General features: G+C 74.5%; 19 protein-coding genes. 7 read left to right on the top strand and 12 right to left on the bottom strand.

What is annotated here, in order from left to right; translation table 11 throughout:
• The 6 genes from NHH00_RS09930 to NHH00_RS09905 form a co-directional block, all read right to left on the bottom strand.
• The gene (locus tag NHH00_RS09930; protein ID WP_253051684.1) at nt 1-291 is read right to left on the bottom strand and encodes an acyl carrier protein; all 291 of its coding nucleotides are present in this window, start codon (nt 289-291) and stop codon (nt 1-3) included.
• Nucleotides 292-363: 72 nt separating this feature from the next.
• Nucleotides 364-1,683 carry a type III PLP-dependent enzyme gene (locus NHH00_RS09925; protein ID WP_253051683.1) on the bottom strand — a complete coding sequence of 440 codons (1,320 nt, stop codon included), beginning with the start codon at nt 1,681-1,683 and terminating at the stop codon, nt 364-366.
• Nucleotides 1,680-3,164 (bottom strand): preATP grasp domain-containing protein, encoded by a 1,485-nt coding sequence (locus NHH00_RS09920; RefSeq protein WP_253051682.1) that lies wholly within the window; start codon nt 3,162-3,164, stop codon nt 1,680-1,682. Before NHH00_RS09920 ends, NHH00_RS09925 begins: the two co-directional genes overlap by 4 nt.
• Nucleotides 3,161-4,135 carry a 3-oxoacyl-[acyl-carrier-protein] synthase III C-terminal domain-containing protein gene (locus NHH00_RS09915; RefSeq protein WP_253051681.1) on the bottom strand — a complete coding sequence of 325 codons (975 nt, stop codon included), beginning with the start codon at nt 4,133-4,135 and terminating at the stop codon, nt 3,161-3,163. Before NHH00_RS09915 ends, NHH00_RS09920 begins: the two co-directional genes overlap by 4 nt.
• Nucleotides 4,132-4,398: an acyl carrier protein gene (locus NHH00_RS09910; RefSeq protein ID WP_253051680.1), complete on the bottom strand. Its 267-nt coding sequence runs from the start codon at nt 4,396-4,398 to the stop codon at nt 4,132-4,134. The genes NHH00_RS09915 and NHH00_RS09910 overlap by 4 nt, the downstream gene beginning before the upstream one ends.
• The gene (locus NHH00_RS09905) at nt 4,395-6,221 is read right to left on the bottom strand and encodes a fatty acyl-AMP ligase (protein ID WP_253051679.1); all 1,827 of its coding nucleotides are present in this window, start codon (nt 6,219-6,221) and stop codon (nt 4,395-4,397) included. The genes NHH00_RS09910 and NHH00_RS09905 overlap by 4 nt, the downstream gene beginning before the upstream one ends.
• A 231-nt stretch (nt 6,222-6,452) precedes the next feature.
• On the opposite strand from NHH00_RS09905, the gene NHH00_RS09900 reads away from it, so the two are divergent.
• Entirely contained in the window at nt 6,453-7,169 is a 717-nt protein-coding gene (locus NHH00_RS09900; protein WP_253051678.1) for a helix-turn-helix transcriptional regulator, read from the top strand.
• On the opposite strand, the gene NHH00_RS09895 is transcribed toward NHH00_RS09900, so the two are convergent.
• Complete coding sequence (locus NHH00_RS09895; RefSeq protein ID WP_205201125.1) at nt 7,166-7,585, bottom strand: VOC family protein; 420 nt, start codon at nt 7,583-7,585, stop codon at nt 7,166-7,168. The genes NHH00_RS09900 and NHH00_RS09895 overlap by 4 nt on opposite strands.
• A 62-nt stretch (nt 7,586-7,647) precedes the next feature.
• Here NHH00_RS09895 and NHH00_RS09890 point away from each other — a divergent pair, with 62 nt between their 5' ends.
• A complete protein-coding gene (locus tag NHH00_RS09890; RefSeq protein WP_253051677.1) occupies nt 7,648-8,277 on the top strand; it encodes a putative glycolipid-binding domain-containing protein in 630 nt (209 codons plus the stop codon).
• Between the two features lie 95 nt (nt 8,278-8,372).
• Here NHH00_RS09890 and arfB read toward each other — a convergent pair whose 3' ends face one another.
• Nucleotides 8,373-8,810, bottom strand: a complete 438-nt coding sequence (gene arfB, locus NHH00_RS09885) for an alternative ribosome rescue aminoacyl-tRNA hydrolase ArfB (protein ID WP_253051676.1) — start codon at nt 8,808-8,810, stop codon at nt 8,373-8,375.
• A 102-nt stretch (nt 8,811-8,912) separates the two neighbouring features.
• Entirely contained in the window at nt 8,913-9,269 is a 357-nt protein-coding gene (locus NHH00_RS09880) for an iron chaperone (RefSeq protein WP_253051675.1), read from the bottom strand.
• Between the two features lie 147 nt (nt 9,270-9,416).
• Between NHH00_RS09880 and NHH00_RS09875 the strand changes: the two genes are divergently transcribed.
• Nucleotides 9,417-10,043 carry a superoxide dismutase gene (locus NHH00_RS09875; protein ID WP_053369073.1) on the top strand — a complete coding sequence of 209 codons (627 nt, stop codon included), beginning with the start codon at nt 9,417-9,419 and terminating at the stop codon, nt 10,041-10,043.
• A gap of 125 nt (nt 10,044-10,168) precedes the next feature.
• On the opposite strand, the gene NHH00_RS09870 is transcribed toward NHH00_RS09875, so the two are convergent.
• Nucleotides 10,169-10,879, bottom strand: a complete 711-nt coding sequence (locus NHH00_RS09870; protein WP_253051674.1) for a metal-dependent transcriptional regulator — start codon at nt 10,877-10,879, stop codon at nt 10,169-10,171.
• A 118-nt stretch (nt 10,880-10,997) separates the two neighbouring features.
• On the opposite strand from NHH00_RS09870, the gene NHH00_RS09865 reads away from it, so the two are divergent.
• From NHH00_RS09865 to clpX, 4 genes are all read left to right on the top strand, one after another.
• A complete protein-coding gene (locus tag NHH00_RS09865) occupies nt 10,998-11,342 on the top strand; it encodes a PadR family transcriptional regulator (protein WP_205201118.1) in 345 nt (114 codons plus the stop codon).
• Nucleotides 11,339-12,283 carry a permease prefix domain 1-containing protein gene (locus NHH00_RS09860; RefSeq protein WP_253051673.1) on the top strand — a complete coding sequence of 315 codons (945 nt, stop codon included), beginning with the start codon at nt 11,339-11,341 and terminating at the stop codon, nt 12,281-12,283. Before NHH00_RS09865 ends, NHH00_RS09860 begins: the two co-directional genes overlap by 4 nt.
• Nucleotides 12,284-12,292: 9 nt before the next feature.
• Nucleotides 12,293-13,516 carry a cell division protein ZapE gene (gene zapE, locus NHH00_RS09855; RefSeq protein ID WP_253051672.1) on the top strand — a complete coding sequence of 408 codons (1,224 nt, stop codon included), beginning with the start codon at nt 12,293-12,295 and terminating at the stop codon, nt 13,514-13,516.
• An 88-nt stretch (nt 13,517-13,604) separates the two neighbouring features.
• Nucleotides 13,605-14,954, top strand: coding sequence for an ATP-dependent Clp protease ATP-binding subunit ClpX (clpX, locus tag NHH00_RS09850; RefSeq protein WP_253051671.1), 1,350 nt, complete (start codon nt 13,605-13,607; stop codon nt 14,952-14,954).
• Between the two features lie 78 nt (nt 14,955-15,032).
• Here clpX and NHH00_RS09845 read toward each other — a convergent pair whose 3' ends face one another.
• Together NHH00_RS09845 and NHH00_RS09840 are read right to left on the bottom strand one after the other, a co-directional pair.
• Nucleotides 15,033-16,463, bottom strand: coding sequence for an MFS transporter (locus NHH00_RS09845; RefSeq protein WP_253051670.1), 1,431 nt, complete (start codon nt 16,461-16,463; stop codon nt 15,033-15,035).
• A gap of 154 nt (nt 16,464-16,617) precedes the next feature.
• Nucleotides 16,618-17,040 carry a VOC family protein gene (locus NHH00_RS09840; protein ID WP_253051669.1) on the bottom strand — a complete coding sequence of 141 codons (423 nt, stop codon included), beginning with the start codon at nt 17,038-17,040 and terminating at the stop codon, nt 16,618-16,620.
• Nucleotides 17,041-17,055 lie beyond the last annotated feature (15 nt).

Raw genomic sequence — 17,055 nt, 5'->3', positions numbered from 1 at the left:
TCAGTTCCGGGTCGAGTGCTCGACGACGAAGTCCGTCAGCGAGCCCACGGTCTCGAGGTGGTGCTGCTCGAGCGACTCCGGGTCGACCTCCATGTCGAGCGAGTCCTCGAGGGCCATGAGCAGGCCGAGGACGCTCGTCGAGTCGAGGTCGAGGTCGTCGAACAGGCGGGTCGCGTCCGTGACGTCGGGCAGCGGCCGCCCGAGGACGCTCGACAGCGCCTCGACGACCGCGCCGACGACGCGCTCGCGGCCGAGGGCCTCCTGGGACTCGGTGTTCGTGCTGGTGCTCACGATGTTCCTCCGGGGTGGTGGGTCGGGCGCCCGCGGGAGCGGGTGGCGGGTCGCGGCCGGTCGGCCGGCGGGTCAGGGGGCGGCGACGGCCTCGGCGGGGGCGACGCGCGCGCCGAGGTCGTGGAAGACCTGGCGGGACAGGAGGTCGTCGGGCGTGTCCGCGTGCCGCACGAGGAACGACTCGTCGCCGAGCGTCAGCACCTCCGCGGGGTAGCCGTGGCTGAGGAAGTGCACGGGCGACGCCGTCGCGCCGTACGCGCCGGAGCGGTCGACGGCCACGAGGTCGCCGGCCGCGAGGTCCGCCGGGAGCGGGACGGCCTTGCCGATCGTGTCGTTGGGCGTGCACAGCGGACCCGTGACGTTCCACGGCACGTCCTCCGCGCCGGTCGCCGGGCCCACCTTGCGCATCGGGAAGTTGCGCTTGACGAACGAGCCGATGCCGACCGCCGCCATGTGGTGGTTGGTCCCGCCGTCGGCGACGGCGAACCGCTCGCCCATCGACTCCTTCACGTAGCGCACGCGCGCGACGTACGTGCCGCACAGCGCCACGAGGTAGCGCCCCAGCTCCATGACGAGGTCGGTCGCGGGGTGCCGCTGCACGAACGCCTCGACCACGGGGTTGAGCGCCGCGGTGAGGACGTCGACGTCGAGGTCGCGCTCGCGCTCGAAGTACGCGACGCCCAGGCCCCCGCCGACGTCGACGAGCTCGAGCGGGAAGCCGAGCCGGTCCGCGAGGCGCTCCGCGAGCTCGAAGATGCGCGTCGTGTTCTCGACGATCGTGCCCTCGTCGAGGATGCGCGTGCCCATGTACACCTGGACCCCGACGACGCGGGCCGTCGTGAGCCCGGCGCACAGGTCCGGCGCGTCGAGGAGCTGCTGCTCGTCGATGCCGAACTGGCGCGGCTTGCCGCCCATCGTGAGCCCGGAGCCCTTGACGGAGAACGACGGGTTGACGCGCAGCACCACGCGGGCGGGGCGTCCCGTCGCGCGCGCGAGCTCGTCCACCAGCGCGAGCTCCGGCAGCGACTCGACGATGATCGCGCGCACGCCCGAGTTGAGGCACGCGACGAGCTCGTCCCGGCTCTTGCCCGGCCCGAGGAACAGGACGTCCTGCGGCTCGACGCCGGCCGCGAGCGCCGTGCGCAGCTCGGTGAGCGAGGACACCTCGGCGTTCGCGCCGAGCGAGTGCAGCAGCCCGCAGATGCTGACGTTCGGGTTCGCCTTGAGCGAGTAGAAGATCCCGAGAGCGGGGTGCAGCCGCTCGCGCAGCGCGCGGTAGTTCGCGGCGAGCACGTCGCCGTCGTACACGTACACGGGCGTGCCGAACTCCTCCGCGACCGCGGCGAGGTCCGCGCTCCCGGGCGTCGTCGGCCGGCTCGGGGTCGTGGTCATCGGGGGTCTCCTTCGGTCGGGGTCGCGGCCGTCGGCGCCGGGCGCCGGGCGGTCCGTTCCGTCAGCCGCTCCGTCACGGCGCGGTCGAGGCGGGTGAGGGCGTCCTCGTCGGGCGCGACGAGGAGGCCGTGCAGCCGGCCGGCGAACGTGCCGCCCGAGGCCGCGGCGGGCGCGCCGGCGTTGACCGTGCCCGTCCCCTGGACGACGAGCCCCGCCTGCCCGGCCGCGCCCGGGAGCAGGTCGCCGAGGGCGTCGTGGAGCGCCGCGAACGACAGCGGGGCGTCGAGCACGAGCGGGTACTGGCGCGCGAGCGCGACCCACCCGTCCGGCTGGAACCGCTCCTGGAGCGGCACGGTGTACGTGGACATGTTGCTGCGCGCGTTGATCTCCAGGACCGGCAGCAGCGACCCGTCCGTGCGCACGAGCGCGTCGACCCCGACGAGACCGTGGAACCCGTCGGCGGCGAGGCGCGCCCCGAGCCGGGACGACAGCTCGGCCAGCGCGTCGACCTGCGCCGCGGGCAGGCGCGACGGGATGCGGTGGCCCTTGTGGACCCCGCCCTCGGTGATCGCCTCCTTGACGAAGTCGAACGCGACCGAGCCGTCCTGCGCGACGGTGAAGTGGTAGTTGAGGTCGGTCGCCTTGTCCGCCCAGACCTCCACGACGACGGCGAGGCGGTCGTCGCCCGAGCGCGCGGCCCGGCGCGTGACCATGCGCACGAGCTGGTCGAGGCGACGCGGGTCGTCGACGACGAGGATCCCCTTGCCGGAGACGCCGTACGCGTCCTTGACGCCCACGGTCGCGCCGTCCGCGACGAGCCGCGCCGCCTCGGCGCACGCGCGCTCGAAGTCCTCGACGGTCCGGCACGCCCAGCCGCGCGCCTGCTCGATCCCGAGCTCGTCGCACAGCCCGCGGCTGTAGACCTTGCTGTTGACGGCCTTGGTGGTGGCGGCGTCGGTGAGCACCGAGCGCAGGCCGGTGGCGGCCGCGAGGTCCTCCTCCGCCGACGACGTCCCGTGCGCGAGGAGGCGCACGCCGTCCGCCGCGAGGTCGCCCAGGCGAGCGAGCAGGGCGGGCGAGTCGAGCGCGTCGAGCGTGACGGTGCGCAGCGGGTCGCTCGACTCGGCGACGTGCACGGTCGGGAGCCCGACGCCGAGCGCGTCCAGGTGGGCGAGGTGGTCCGGGTCGGGCTCGGCCTTGAGCACGACGTGGTCGTCCGGCCCGGCGAGGAGCAGCGCGAGCTCGTCCATGCGGTTGACGAGCGCGGCCGTCGCCGACGCGCCCCCGACCGAGGGCAGGCCGACCTCCCCGACCGCCCACGCGTCCTCGACCTCGAAGTTCCCGAGCAGCACGAGCGGCGCGTCGGGCGCGCCTGCGAGCGCGCGCTTGGTCCGCGCGAGGAACGGCTCGCGAGGGGCCCCCGTCAGGGCGTCCGGGGCAGCGTCCTGGGCGGCGGCCTCCGCCACCTGCTCGACCGTCATGCGGGCTCCTCCGTCTCGTGGGGCGCGTAGCGCAGGACCATGGCGGAGAACGTCGCGCCCAGCCCGACCGCCACCATGAGAAACGGGTCGCCGGGGCGCAGTCGGCCTTCGGCGCGCGCGGCGGCGTAGCCGATGAACGAGTCGGCGCCGAAGCAGTGGCCCGTCACCGGCACGTCGTCGAGCCGGACGCGCGCGATCGGCAGCCCGAGGCGCGAGCACAGGCGCCGCCACGACACGCGGTTCACGTTGTGCGGCAGGACGAGCGCGAGGTCGTCCAGCGTCAGGCCCGCGCGCTCGACGGCCTCGACCACGACCTCCGCGAGCACCTCGGTGTACGCGACGCCGAACGGCGCGGCCAGGTCCTCCGGGAGCGGGACCTGGTGGTACTCGCCCAGGGTGCGCGTCGCGTAGGAGAGGACGGGGCTGCCCGCGCGCGCCGAGACCCCGGTCGGGTCGGCCCCGACGAGGACGGCCGCGGTGCCCTCGCCCATGATGGTCGTGCCCTCGATGAGCCGGGAGCCGGGGCTGAACGCCTTCTCCCCGGTGAGGACGAGCGCGAGCGCGCCCGGGTCGCCGTCGGCCGCGAGCAGGCGCCCCGCGACGCCGACCGCGAGCAGCGCGGACGCGCACGCGTGCTGGGTGAGGGTCCACACGACCGCGTGGTCGAGCCCGAGGCGGTCCGCGGCGTCGTGCAGCGGGTTGACCCCGACCGGGGCGACGGTCGCGATGGTCCGCGCGCCCAGCACGTACCGGACGCGGTGCTCGTTCCCCGCGAGGCCGGGCACGGCGCGCGCCGCGGCGACGAGCAGGTCGGTGAGGCTCTCGTCCGGCGCCGTGCACACCTCGCGCAGCCCGAAGAACCGCTCGAACACGCCCAGCTCGAGATGGTCGAGCCCCAGCTCGTCCGCCAGGTCGCGGATGGGCACGCGCGTCGCGGGGACGTGCGCGCCGACATCGACGAGGGTCGTCATGCCGCCGTCCCGGGAACGTCCACGACGCTGCGCAGGTGCTCGGCGAGCGCCCGGGGCGTCGGGTTGTCGACGACGGCCTCCGGGTCCAGGTCGACGCCCAGCGCGTCCTCCAGGTCGCCCAGCAGCGCCAGGACCTGGACCGAGCCGAGCCCGAGCCCGGCGAGGTCGCCCGCCGGGTCGACGTCTGCGGGCGCGACGCCCAGGGCGGTGGCGACGTGGCGGAGCACGAGGTCGTCGAGAGCGTCGGGCAGCGGTGCGGTCATGAGCGGGTCCCTGCGAGCTCGGTGCGCGCGCGGTCGCGGGACGCGCGCAGGGAGTGGAGCGCGGCGAGGTCGCCCGCGCCGTGCAGGTCGCGCGCCCGACCGCGCTGGATCTTGCCGCTCGTGGTCCGCGGCACCTGGCCGGGACGGACGAGGACGACGTCGTGCACGGCGGCGCCCGAGACGGACGCCAGGTGGGAGGCCATCTGGCGCACCACGGCGTCGAGCTCGTCCTCGGCGCTCGCGCCGTCGAGCCGCGCGCCCGGCGTGGGGCGGAACTCCTGGACCGCGCACAGCGTGCCCGGCAGGCCCTCCGCCTCGAACACCGCGCCCGGACGGCCCTCGGCCCCGGGGTGCAGACGGCGCAGCTCGCGCTCGAGGTCGTAGGGGTACAGGTTGCGCCCCGCGACGATGAGGAGCTCCTTGATCCGGCCCGTGACGACGAGTTGGCCGCGGTGCAGCGCGCCGAGGTCGCCGGTCCGCAGCCACGGGCCGGTGCCGTCGGCCGCGACCGCGCCGAACGTCTCGGCCGTCGCGCCCGCCGCCGCGTCGCCCCAGTACCCGGCTGCGACGGTCCCGCCGCGCAGCCAGACCTCCCCGACCGCGCCGTCGGGCACCTCGACGCCCTGGTCGTCGACGAGGCGCAGCTCCACGCCGCTCGGCAGGCCGCAGCACACGAGCCGCGCGCCCGGGACGCTGCCCCGGCCCTGCGCCGCGGCGTCCGGGAGCGCGGAGAGGAACGACGCCTCCTCGAGCACGACCAGGCGGCCGTCGGCGAGCGCCGCCTCGTCCGCGGTGATGACGAGCGGGAGCCGGCGGTCCGGGTACGTCGCCGTCAGCGTCGCCTCCGCGAGGCCGTACCCCGGGCCGTGCGCCGAGCCGCGGAAGCCCACGGGCTCGAACCGGCGCGTGAAGGCGTCCAGGACGGCGGGATCCACCGGCTCGGCCCCGCCGAGCGCCCAGCGCAGGCGGGTGAGGTCGAGCTCGGCGAGCTGGTCGTCGCGCACGCGCCGCGCGCACTGGTCGTAGCCGAAGTTCGGCGAGGCCGTGACGGTCGCGCCGGTCTCGGTGATCGCGGAGAGCCAGCGGACGGGGCGCTTGAGGAAGGCCGTGGAGGGGACGATGACGGCCGTCGCGCCGAGGCCCAGGGGGACGAGCAGCATCCCGACGAGGCCGAAGTCGTGGTACCCCGGCAGCCAGCTGCAGAAGACGTCCTCCGGGACGAGGCCGAGGGTCGTCGAGAAGGCGTCGTGGTGGTGCAGGACGTTCGCGTGCGTGACGACGACGCCCTTGGGGCTGCTCGTGGACCCGGAGGTGTACTGCAGGAACGCGACGTCCTGCGGGCCCGGGCGGCCGCGCCGGGACGGGCCGCCCGTGGCGCCGTCGACCACGGTCACGACGACGGGGCCGCCGTCGGCGCGCCGCAGCGGCTCGGCCCACTCGGTGGTCTCGCTCGCGGCGGTCGGGTCGACGAGCACGACGGCGGCGTCGCAGTCGACGAGCATGCCGCGCACGCGCTCGCGCTGGTACGCCTGCCCGCCCGGGAGCGGTGACGGGACGGGGATCAGGCCCGCGTAGAAGCAGGCCACGATCCCGACGACGAAGGACGCGGTCGCCGAGTAGAGCACGAGGGCGCGGTCGCCCTGCTCGTGCCGGTCCGCGAGGTCGGCCGCGAGCGCCGCCGCCTGCGCGTCGAGCTCGGCGTAGGTCAGGGTGCGCCGCTCGCCCACCTCCGGCACGACCACGACCGCCGCGTGGTCCGGCCGCTCGCGTGCGTGCTCGTGGACGAGGTCCACGAGGGTCAGGTCGTCCGGCTGCGCGCCCATGTGGCCCCCTCCGTCACCGGCGCCGGGACCGTCCCGGCACGTAGGACGCCGGGCAGCACGAAGCCCGACCCGGCGGTCCGGGGGAAGCCTGGCAGCGGAAGGCCGCGGTGTAAACAAATCCGACGTGTCCGGAAGAGGACAAATGCCCGCTGACCTCCCCGTTCGTCACACAGGTCCGACCGCCGGGACGGCCCTCTGCACGCCGAGGGAGGTCGACTAGAGTCCCACCGTGTGACGTCGACGGAGCGAGACCCGGCCCTCGGCGCCAGGCACTCCGCGCGGGCCGTCGCGCTGCGCCGCGCCCGCGACGTCCTCGTGCTCGACTCCGGCGTCGGAGCGGCCCCGGAGCCCTTGTGGACACGGGTGCGCGAGCGGGCGCGCCGCGACGCCCGCGTCCGTGTCATGACGGTCGAGCCACCCGAGCCGCCGAGAGACGGGGCGCTCGACGACACCGCCCCGGACGGCGGCGCCGTCCCCGACGGACCGCTCGTCGGCACGCCGCCCGCTGCGGACCACCCGGGCCCGGACGCCCCCGAGGCCGAGCGCGACGACGAGTTCGACGACGGCCCCGGCGTCGAGCACCGCGTGGCACCGGCGCTGCCCCTGACCCTCGTCGCCCTCGACGACACGGTCGTGCTCGTCGCCCGCCCGGACCGCACGCGCGCCGTGACCGACCGGGACGCCGTCCGCGCGCTCCGGGCCCTCGCCGAGGCCGAGTGGGACCGGGCGCGGGCGGCCGACGACGCGCTGGCCCCGAGCGAGGACACGCTCCTGCGGCTCCTCGCCGAGGGCAAGACGGACACCGCCGTCGCCGCGCGGCTCGGGGTGTCCCCGCGGACGGTCCGCCGTCACGCCGCCGGGCTCATGGGGCGCCTCGGCGCGACGAGCCGGTTCGAGGCCGGCGCCCGGGCCGCCCAGCGCGGCTGGATCCGGATCACCGACCGCTAACGGGCAGCCGCCGCCGCGAGCTCCGCGTCGCTGCGCAGGATGCAGAACTCGTTGCCCTCCGGGTCGGCGAGCACGACCCAGCCCCCGCCGTCGGGCGTGCGCCGGTCCGCGACCTGCGTCGCCCCGAGCGCGAGCACGCGCTCGACCTCCTCCTCGCGCGTGCGGTCCGTGGGCCGCAGGTCGAGGTGGACGCGGTTCTTCAGCTCCTTGTCGTCGGGCACCTCGACGAACAGGACGTGCCCGCGGCTCTCGGCGGGCGTCGTCGCGTCGGCGGGAGGGATGATCATGCACTCCTCGTGGCCGGGGAGGTTGGGGTCGCCGGGTACGTCGGTGTACCCGAGGACCTGGGCCCAGAAGACGGACTGCGCGTAGGAGTCGCGTGCGTCGAACGTGGTGTGGGAGATGCGAGAGGTCATGGGCGCGACCCTGCCACGCCCTCGCCGCGCGGGCACCGCCTTTTCGCCCGAGACTGGCGCGCGTGAGCGCATCGACGAGGCACGTCGCGTGGACCGGGTGGGACGACGACCCGGACCGCCTGGAGGCCGCGACCGTCACCGTGCGCGACGACCGGCTGGCGGCGCTCGGCACGTCGCGCGCGGCGGCGTACGCGACCGCGTGGGCGCTGCGCACCGGTCCCGGGTGGGTGACCGAGCACCTCGACGTCTCCGTGCGCGGGCTCGGGTGGTCGCGCCACCTCGACCTCCTCCGGACGCCCGACGGCGCGTGGCGCGCCGACGTGCGCGAGTCGGGGACGCCGCCGTCGGGCCTCGCCGCGCCGGGGATCGCCGACCCGGCCTCGCTCGACGGCGCGTTCGACTGCGACATCGCGCTGTGCCCCGTCACCAACACGATGCCGATCCTGCGCCTCGGGCTGCTCGGCGACCGCCCGCCGGCGGGCGAGACGCGCCTGGTCATGGCGTGGGTCGACCTGCCGTCCCTGGCGGTCCTGCGCAGTGACCAGGTCTACGCCGCGCGCGAGCCGCTCGACCCCATGACCGGTCAGGGCGTCGTCACGTACACGAGCGCCACGCGCGACTTCACGGCAGACCTCACCGTCGACGCCGACGGCCTGGTGCTGGAATACCCGCACCTGGCCCGCCGCCTCTAGCCCTCCGGCCTCCCGCCGAACACGACACGGGGGTCGTTCTCCGGCCCTTTCCGTCCGTCAGGTCGTGCTCGACGGCGGGTGACGTCGTGCTCAGCTCAGTCCTGCGGCGGGCGACGCAGGCGCTTGACCTCGGTCCGCCGCTTCTTGGCGCCGATCCGGCGCTCCACCGAACCGCGCGTGGGCCGCGTCGCGCGGCGCGGCGGCCCGGGCGGGGCGACGGCGTCGGCCAGCAGGGCGGCGAGGCGCACCCGGGCGGCCTCGCGGTTGCGCCGCTGCTCGCGGTGCTCCGACGCGGCGACGGTGACGACGCCGCCGACCACCCGCCTGCCGAGACGGTCCAGCACCCGGGCGCGCTGGGACTCCGTGAGCACCGCCGACCGCGCGACGTCCCACGACAGCTCGACGCGCGAGTCGGTCGTGTTGACGCCCTGCCCGCCGGGCCCGGACGACCGCGAGAACCGCCACGACAGCTCCGCCTCGGGGACGACCAGGGTGGTCGTCACGCGCAGGCCGGCACGGGCGTCGTCGGGCATCCGTCCATCGTGCCCGACGGCGGCCGTGCGGCCCAGGGGATTCGGTCGCGACCCGCGCGCGGAGGCGGGCGACGACGGCGACGGCGGGCGACTGCCCGGCGCTCAGCGGTCGAGCTGCGCGTCGATCTCCGCGACGCGGGCCGCGACGAGGTCGCGGACGACGTCGTCGGGGAGCGGATGGTCGCTGGAGAACCGGACCGTCCCCTTCGCGTGCGAGTACCCGTCCAGCCGCGCGTCGACGGCTGTCACCGCGGCCGGGCTGAACGGGTAGACCGCGAGGTGTTTCGCCGAGGCCATGGCGCTGAGCAGCGCCTTGCCGCGGTAGAGCAGGGCGGGCATGCCGTAGCTCGTGCCCTCGGTGGCGTCCGGGACGACGCCGCGCGCGACCTCGACGACGCGCGTGAGCGTCGCGCGGTCCGGCTCGTCCACGCCCCCCAGGTAGTCGGTGACGGTCCCCATCCGGCCATCGTCCCGCCGTCGGCGCTGGGCCGCTCGGCGAGCGGGACCGCACGTCCGACCTGCAAGATCACAGTGCGCCCACCTTGACCTCAACCGTGGTCGAGGTCCTAGCGTGGCTGCATACCGACGGAAGGAACCTGAGGAACCATGCCTGTCTACACTCTCCCCGAGCTGTCCTACGACTACGGTGCGCTCGAGCCGCACATCTCCGGGCGGATCATGGAGCTGCACCACTCCAAGCACCACCAGGCCTACGTCACCGGCGCGAACACCGCCCTGGAGAAGCTCGCCGAGGCCCGCGAGACCGGCGACTTCGCCGCGATCAACCTGCACGAGAAGAACCTCGCGTTCAACCTCGGCGGCCACGTCAACCACTCCGCGTTCTGGACCAACCTCTCCCCCGAGGGCGGCGGCGAGCCCACCGGCGAGATCGGCGCCGCGATCGACGAGCACTTCGGCTCCTTCGACGCCTTCAAGAAGCAGTTCGCCGCCGTCGCCGCCGGCGTCCAGGGCTCGGGCTGGGCCATCCTCGCCTGGGACTCCATCGGCTCCAAGCTCGTCACCGTCCAGCTCTACGACCAGCAGGGCAACCTCACCCTCGGCCTCACCCCGATCGTCCTGCTCGACGTCTGGGAGCACGCCTACTACCTCGACTACCAGAACGTGCGCGCCGACTACGTCACCGCCTGGTGGAACCTCGTCAACTGGTCCGACGCCGAGGCCCGCCTCCAGCGCGCCAAGACCCAGACCGCCGGGCTCATCGTCCCCGCCTGACGCCCCGCCAGACGACACCCGGCGGGCGAACACGACACCGCCCGCCGGCGAACACGACATGAGGGTCGTTATCCGATGGATAACGACCCTCATGTCGTGTTCGACAGCCTGACGGGGGCGGCGGCTCAGTCAGCCGTCACGAAGAGGTGGCGTGCGACGTCGTCCGGGAGGTCCAGGACCGTGTCGGCGCCGTCGCCCGAGACCGTGACGGCGCCGTCGTGCACGGCGACGACGAGGGTCTGGCGCGGGAACACGCCCGCCTCGGCGAAGCGCGCGAGGAGCTCGACGTCGACCTGGACCGGCTCGGCGATGCGCTGGAGCACGACGCGGACCTCGCCCCCGTCGGCCGTGCCGCTCGCGGCGAGGTGGGCCGGCAGCGACACGACGCCGTCGAGGTACTCGACCTCCGGCAGGTCCTCGCCCAGCTCGCGCAGGCCCGGGATCGGGTTGCCGTACGGGTCGTGCGCGGGGTGGTCGAGGAGCGCGACGAGGCGCTGCTCGACGAGGTCGCTCATCACGTGCTCCCAGCGGCAGGCCTCGGTGTGCACCTGCTCCCAGTCGAGCTTGATGACGTCGGTGAGAAGCCGCTCGGCGAGGCGGTGCTTGCGCATGACGCGCACCGCCGTCTGCTGCCCGAGCGTCGTGAGCTCGAGCTGGCGGTCGCCGCCGACGACGACGAGGCCGTCCCGCTCCATGCGGGCGACGGTCTGGGAGACGGTCGGCCCGGAGTGCCCGAGGCGCTCGGCGATCCGCGCGCGCAGCGGAGGGATGCCCTCCTCCTGCAGCTCGTAGATCGACTTCAGGTACATCTCGGTGGTGTCGATCAGGTCGGTCACTCGGCCTCCCGCGGCAGGTACGCACTCTTCTCTGGAACCGTTCCAGTCTAGCGCTCCAGCGCCGACACGATGATGTGCCTCTTGTGCATACTGTGCGTCACACACTATGGTGTGAGACATGACCGATCCCGAGATCTTCGCCGGGCACAGCCAGGAGGTGCGCCGCGGCTCCGTCGTCGTCGCGAGCCTGCTGCTGCTGCGCACGCCCGGCTACGGCTACGGGCTCCTCGAGGCGCTCGCCGCGGCGGGCGTCCCCGTCGACGCCAACACGCTCTACCCGCTCCTGCGCCGGCTCGAGAAGCAGGGCCTCCTCGTGAGCGAGTGGAACACCGACGAGGCGCGGCCGCGCAAGTTCTACCGCACCTCCCCCGCGGGTGAGCGCTTCGCCCGCGACCTGCTCGACGAGTGGCTCGCGATCGCGCGCAGCCTCCAGACCATCGACTCCCAGGAAGGCACGTCATGACGCTCACCGACCGCTACGTCGCCGCCACGCTGCGCCGCGTCCCCGCGGACCAGCACGCCGACCTCGAGCAGGAGCTGCGCGCGTCCGTCGCCGACGCCGTCGAGGCCAAGGTCGAGGCCGGCACCGACCCGGCACGGGCCGAGACCGACGTCCTCAACGACCTCGGCGACCCCGACCGCCTCGCCGCCGACCTCGCCGGTCGACCTCTCTACCTCATCGGCCCGACGCTCTACCTCGACTGGCTGCGGCTCCTCAAGGTGCTGCTCTGGGTCAGCCTCATCCCGGGGGCGATCGTGCTCGCGACGGACCTCGTCGACGGCGACGCCGTCGGGTCGGCCATCTGGAGCGGCATCTGGACGACCGCCTCCGTCGCCCTCCAGATCGCGTTCTGGACGACGCTCGTCTTCGTCCTGCTCGAACGCTACGGCTCCCCGCGGAGCCAGGACGAGCTCACCGGCCCCTGGACGGTCGACCGCCTCCCGACCGAGCGCGCGCCCCGCGAGGTCACGCTCGTCGACACGGTCGTGTCGGTCGGCCTGCTCGTGCTGGTCGCCGCCGTGCTGCTCCTGCAGAACGTCGCGACGTACCGGGGTCCCGACGGCACCGCGGTCCCCGTGCTCCAGCCCGACCTGTGGCCGGTCTGGACCGGCGTGCTCGTCGCGCTCGTCGCGGTCGAGATCGTGCTCACGATCCTCGTGTACGCGCGCGGCCGGTGGACCGTCGGCCTCGCGGTCGCCAACACGGTCGTCGGGGTGCTGTTCGCCGCCGCCGTCGTCTGGCTCGCCAGCGCCGACCGCCTCGTCAACCCGGCGTTCCTCGAGGTCACGGGCGGCGACTCGGTCACCTGGCTCTCGAACGCGATCGTCGCGGGCACCCTGGTCATCACCGGCTGGGACGTCGTCAGCGTCTGGGTGAAGGCCCTGCGCAGCCCCCGTGCCTAGGCTGGCCCGGTGACCCGCTCCCGCCTCGACCGCACCCGGCGTGCGGTCGAGGCGGCGGCGTCGCGCGAGGGGTTCGCGCTCGACCCGGACCAGTCCGCGCTCCTCGACCGGCTCGCCCGGCTCGGCGACGAGCTCGCCGGGGCCCGACGGCGGCCCGTCCGCGGGCTGTACGTGTGGGGCCCCGCGGGGCGCGGGAAGTCGTGGCTGGCCGGGGCGTTCTTCGCGGCCGTCGCGGGCGGGCTCCCGGCCGGCGCGGCCCGGCGGGTGCATGTGTACGACCTGTTCCGCGCGCTGCACGCGGCGATCCACGCCCAGCGGGCGAGCGCCCTCGCCGGGCCGCGGCCCGCCGTCGGGCAGGGCGGCCCGACGCGCGGGTGGCGCACCCGCGCGGCCGCCCCGGCCGCGGAGCCGCCGCCCGGGCCGCCGGAGGAGTCGGCGGAGCCACGCCCCGGCACCGTCGACGCCGCGATCGACGACCTCCTGCGCGGGAGCACGCTGCTCTACCTCGACGAGCTCCACCTGCACGACACCGGCGACGCGACCCTGCTCACCCGGCTCCTGCGCCGCGCGTTCGAGGCGGGCGTCGTCGTGCTCGCGACGTCCAACTACGAGCCCGGCACGCTGCTCCCGAACCCGCTGTGGCACCACGTCGCCGAGCCGGGCATCGCGCTCCTGCGCGCGCACCTCGACGTGGTCGAGCTCGCCGGGGCGACGGACTACCGGGCGCTCGGGGGGCGCGGTCGCGCAGGCTTCGCCGCGGGCGCGTGGCTCTCCCCCGGCACGACGGCGCAGCTCGCCGCCCACGGGCTCGTCGCCCCCGCCCCGGGTTCCCGGGCGGTCGTCCGCACCGGGACCAGGTCGTTCGAGGTGACGGCCGCACGGGTGGACGGCCCGGCCCGCGAGAGCGAGCCCGAGCTGTGGGTGACGTTCGCGGACCTGGCGGGGCGGCCGACGTCCACCCTCGAGTACCTCGACTGGGCCGCGCGTTTCCGTCGCTGGGTCGTCACCGACGTCCCCCTCCTCACGGACGCGGACCGGGAGGCCCAGCAGCGGTTCATCGCCGTCGTGGACGTGCTCGTGGACGCCGACGTCGAGCTCGTGGTCACGTCGGCCCACGCGCTCGGCGCCTTCCGCACAGCGATGCCGGACCGACCCGACGCCTTCCGGGCCGCGAGCCGCCTCCAGCTCCTGACGGAGCGGTCGGCGGGCCTCGGGCCTGCCGAGGGTCGCTGACCCGACGCGCCTCCTGGGAGCGGAACCTGTCGGCGTGTCGTGGGCGGCGGCTACGATCGGCCGCAACCGACTGGACTGGAGGCACCCGGTGGCACGCTCCGACGGCACCGACGACACGCGCGGGCAGCGCGGTCCGCGCGCGGCGGACGCGCTCACGTGCTCCTTCTGCGGCAAGTCCCAGCGCCAGGTGAAGCGACTCATCGCCGGGCCCGCGGGCGTGTTCATCTGCGACGAGTGCGTGGCCCTGTGCCTCGAGATGGTCGAGGAGGACCGCGAGGCCGAGAGCGCGGCGCAGGACGTCGTGACCGGCGACGGCCCCCTCCCCACGCCTCACGAGATCTTCGCGCACCTGAGCCGCTACGTCGTCGGGCAGGACGGCGCCAAGCGGGCGCTGGCCGTCGCGGTGCACAACCACTACAAGCGCGTCCGCGCCGCCGCCGCGGCCGAGGAGGCCGGCGACTCCCCCGCGGCCGACGACCCGGACTACGTGGAGCTGGCGAAGTCGAACATTCTGTTGATCGGTCCGACGGGGACGGGCAAGACGTATCTGGCGCAGACGTTGGCGCGGATGTTGAACGTGCCGTTCGCGATCGCGGATGCGACGGCGCTCACCGAGGCGGGGTATGTCGGTGAGGACGTGGAGAACATTCTGTTGAAGCTGGTGCAGGCGGCGGACTTCGACGTGAAGAAGGCTGAGACGGGGATCATCTATATCGATGAGATCGACAAGGTGGCGCGCAAGGCGGAGAACCCGTCGATCACGCGTGATGTGTCGGGTGAGGGTGTGCAGCAGGCGTTGTTGAAGATCATCGAGGGTACGAGCGCGTCGGTGCCGCCGCAGGGTGGTCGTAAGCATCCGCATCAGGAGTTCATCCAGGTGGACACGTCGAACGTGTTGTTCATCGTGGCGGGGGCGTTTGCGGGGTTGGACGACATCGTGGCGGCGCGGGCGCGCAAGCGGGGGGTGGGGTTTGGTGCGTCGATCGAGACGGGTGCGGGGGAGGATCTGTTCGCGCAGGTGCGTCCGGAGGATCTGCATCGGTTCGGGTTGATCCCGGAGTTCATCGGGCGTCTTCCGGTGATCGCGTCGGTGTCGGCGTTGGACTCCGAGGCGTTGGTGCGGATCTTGACGCAGCCGCGCAATGCGTTGGTGAAGCAGTATCAGCGGATGTTCGCGATCGACGGGGTGGAGCTGGAGTTCACCGAGGGTGCGGTGGAGGCGGTCGCGGAGCAGGCGTTGTTGCGGGGGACGGGGGCGCGGGGGTTGCGGGCGATCATGGAGGAGGTGTTGCAGCAGGTGATGTTCGACGTGCCGTCGCGTGATGACGTGGAGCGGGTCGTGATCACGCGGGAGGTCGTGCTGGACAACGTGAACCCCACGATCGTGCCGCGCACCTCCACCGCGCGCAGCCGTACCCCGCGGGAGAAGTCCGCCTGACCTGTTCGCTCGGCGCCGGGCACGCCGCGGGCGGTCGCGCGCGTCGCCCGCGACCGCCCGCGGCGTGTCGTGCGCGGCTCACGCGCCGACGGTCTCGCTCTCGCGCGCCGGCTCGCCGGCCCCGGTGCGGGGCGGCGTGCGGAGCAGCACCGCGCTGAGGAGCGCCGCGACGAGCGCGACGACCCCGGCCCCGAGGAACACCGCTGAGTACCCGTCGGTGAGCGCGACGAGGTCGTCGCTCGCGGTCGCCCCGAACGCCGCGCCGACGGCCGTCATCGCGGCGAGGCCGAGGGCGGACCCCACCTGGTAGCTCGTGTTGACGATCCCGGACGCGAGGCCGCCGTCCTGGGGCGGGGCGCTGGAGATCGCGGTCCCGAGCGACGGGATGAAGGCGAGCGACATCCCGAGCGCCGCGACGAGCGTCGCGGGCAGGACGTCGACGGCGTACGCGCCGTCGGGCCGGACGAACGAGAGCCACCCGAGACCGACCGCGAGGACCAGCAGACCGGCGACGACCAGGGCCTTGCTCCCCCAGCGGGCGATGAGGCGCGGCGCGAGCGCGACCATCCCGACCATGACGAGCGCGGTCATCGGCACGAGGGCGGCGCCGGAGGCGAAGGCGCCCAGCCCGAGGACCTGCTGCAGGTACAGGTTGAGGTAGAACCACATCGCGACCCAGGCCGCGCCGAGCAGCGCCTGGGCGAGGTTCGCCGCCCCGAGGTTCGGGGTCCGGAAGATCCGCAGCGGGACGAGCGGCTGGCTGCGCCGGGCCTGGCTGACGACGAAGCCGACGAGCAGCAGGAGCGCGGCGCCGAGCACGACCCACGTCTGCGCCGCGCCCCACCCGACCTCGGGCGCCCGCACCACCGCGAAGACGAGGGCACCGAGGCCCACGGTGACCGTGAGCGCGCCCACGACGTCGACGGACCCCCGCGTGGTCGTGCCGGCGGGGAGCAGGACCCGGGTGACGGCGAGCACGAGCACGGCGATCGGCACGTTGATCCAGAACACCCACGGCCAGCTCGCGTACTCGGTGATGAGCCCACCGAGGAAGACGCCGGCCGTACCGCCCGCGGGTGCGGCGGCACCGTAGACCGCGAGCGCCCGCGTGAGCTCCCGAGGGCTGGACCCGAAGATCGACATGAGCAGCGTGAGCGCGGCGGGGGCGACGAGCGCGGCGCCGGCACCCTGGACCACGCGCCCGGTGAGCTCGACCGCGACGGTCTCGGCCGCCCCGGCGACGACGGAGCCGACGAGCAGCACCGCCCAGCCGATCGCGAAGATGCGCCGGGCGCCGAAGAGGTCGGCGAGCCGGCCCCCGAGGAGCAGGAGCCCGGCGAACGCGACGACGTACGCGTTGAAGACCCACGACAGGTTCCCCGGCGTGAAGCCCAGGTCCTCCTGGATGCGTGGGAGGGCCACCCCGATGATCGAGGTGTCCATGATGACCATGAACTGCGCGGTGGCGATGAGCCCGAGGGCCCACCCCCGCCTCGATGCGTCCGACATCGAGCGTCCTCCTCCGGGCCTCGACGGCCCTGTCCGGCCGCCGGGGACGGCGGCACGCGAGGCGACGGCAACCCGTCGCCAGATACCCCATGGGGGTATCTGGCGGTGAAGGTACTATACGGGTGGGGGGTATGCAAGGGTCGATCTCCGGCGGTCAGCCGACGAAGACGCAGAAGGGGTGGCCCGCCGGGTCGGCGTAGACACGCAGCGGCTCCTCCGGGTCGTCCGAGCGGTCGTGGAGCAGGCGCGCCCCGAGCGCGAGGGCGCGCTCGTGCTGCCGGTCGAGCTCCGCGACGTCCGGCACGGTGCAGTCGAGGTGGAGCTGCTGCGGCACGCCCTCGTCCGGCCACGTCGACGGCGCCAGGGCGTCGACCTGCTGGAACGCGATCTGGACCCCGCCCGGCGCGGCGCGCAGCACGAGCCAGTCCGCACCCGCCGGATCCGGTTCGCCGGCCGGCGGCGGCTCGTCGCCCGCGCGGTACGCGAGCCCGAACAGCGCGCGGTAGAACTCGGCGAGCGCGCGCGCGTCGGTCGTGTCGAGCACGACCTGGGCGATCCGGGGGAACACGTCGGCCACGGCGACCACCTCCGC

Source organism: Cellulosimicrobium cellulans (assembly GCF_024124905.1).
Taxonomy (GTDB): Bacteria; Actinomycetota; Actinomycetes; order Actinomycetales; family Cellulomonadaceae; genus Cellulosimicrobium; species Cellulosimicrobium cellulans_G.
The sequence above is the reverse complement of the archived record's forward strand: the minus strand, read 5'-3'. Positions and strand labels throughout refer to the sequence as shown.